General features: G+C 38.0%; 1 protein-coding gene. It reads right to left on the bottom strand.

The features are described from left to right. Positions 1–60: 60 nt before the first annotated feature. Positions 61–1,569, bottom strand: a complete 1,509-nt coding sequence (locus Q0998_RS19190; RefSeq protein ID WP_299673049.1) for an IS1182 family transposase — start codon at positions 1,567–1,569, stop codon at positions 61–63. Between the last annotated feature and the right edge of the window lie 80 nt (positions 1,570–1,649).

Below are 1,649 nucleotides of genomic sequence, written 5' to 3'. Positions count from 1 at the left end.
CAGTTCGTCTAATAACTCCGTTTTATTTTTAATTTATCCAACTAAATTACAGTATTAGTTTTACACGGGCTGTATTAATTGTTTTTTTGTGTTCTGGTCTAAAAGTTCCATTACAAGGTTCAAAAATGCTTTTACAGTATTTATGAGGCATCTATATACGCCAAAAATGGATGTGCTACTCGCTTTCACTAGATTCCAGATTCTTGTCAGATTGTAAGCGACAAACATCAGCCCCACATCCGCACTAGCTCTTTGTTTGGTCTTTTTAGTGGTTATGTAATTAAATCCCCATTGCCGTTTTATGGTTCCGTAAGGGTGCTCAACGATCGCCTGTCTTTTTTTGTAAGCCTTAGGGTTCTGTTTTACCCTTGCTGCATTTTCTTCAATATAGTGCTGAAATTCACTTCTCTGTAACACCTTTGCGTTCACTTTTGACGTTGTGCACAACGCTCTGACGAGGCAATTTTTACATGCTTTGGTTTTGTATTGTTTAAACTGGTAGTTGTTTCCTTTATACCAGCTTCCATTACTTTTTAAGATATTGTTCTCTGGGCAGGTATAGGTATCACTGCTGGCGTCATATTTAAAATTAGTTGAGATGTATCTTGGGTCGGGTGCTTTAGAGGCGTATGCTGGGATCGCCACCAGTGTTTCAATTTCTAGGTCATTGGCCGTCTTAAACTCACTTCCCGTGTGATATCCTTTATCATAAAGCGCTGTAAAGGAATTAGATCTTAAAATGGTTTTTGCTCTGCGCAGCATCTGCCCCATTGCTTTTGAGTCATTCTTGTTGGTCACCAAATAATCAAAAGGGATCTTGTTTTGTGCATCGACAGAGGTCTGCACGCAATAGGCAACTTCCGTGATGTTGTTGCGTATTATTAGTTGTTTGCTCTCAGGATCTGAGGTGGATATTTGTGGTTCTCCAGACGCTATCAACTCTTTTTCGAGTTGCCTGTATTGTTTTCTGCGTCTCTGGTGTTTATCGATATTCTTTTTGATTTCTTTCTTTACACTATCGCTATCACTTTGTTCTAGTGCTATATTATACTGTGATAACTTGTTATTTATATAGTCTAAATGGCGCTGTATTTTCTTTTGGTTAAAATTATTCTTCTTGCTGTTCTGTGCTCTTAATTTGGTACTGTCCCCTGCAATGAGTGTAGCACCTATAAGTCCAAAATTACGTGCGATTTGTACGGTTGCAAAAAACACCTTCTTTATGGCTTTTGCATTGTCTTTTCTAAAGTTGCTTATGGTGTTATGATCGGGAGTCAAAGATTCTAGTAACCACATCACTTCAATATTACGTCTGCATTCTTTCTCTAGCTGCCGTGAAGAGCGCACTCGATTCATATATCCGTAGATATAAAGTTTGAGTAGAATGGATGGATGATAAGCTGGTGGTCCGTTCTCGGTAAAATTGGAACGAAAGCCGAGCGCTGTTAAGTCAAGTGAATCTACAAATTGATCTATTGACCTTACGCTGTTTTCCTCTTCAATTGAAGCTTCAAGAGAAACAGGAAAAAGGCAGGTCTGTTTACGGTCTTTTCCAAGAATAAATTTCATAACATTAAGATACAAAAAACTTGAAAAATGACATTGGGATTATTACGAAAAATATCAAGAAGTTATTAGACAGTCTGACG

The organism is uncultured Polaribacter sp., assembly GCF_947501385.1.
Taxonomy (GTDB): Bacteria; Bacteroidota; Bacteroidia; order Flavobacteriales; family Flavobacteriaceae; genus Polaribacter.
Note: the sequence above shows the minus strand (reverse complement) of the source record. Positions and strands in the feature narration are given on the sequence as shown.

What these genes read in the sequence shown, in the direction of transcription:
- Q0998_RS19190 (WP_299673049.1), bottom strand. Translation starts at nt 1,569, where the DNA reads ATGAAATTTATTCTTGGAAAAGACCGTAAACAGACCTGCCTTTTTCCT.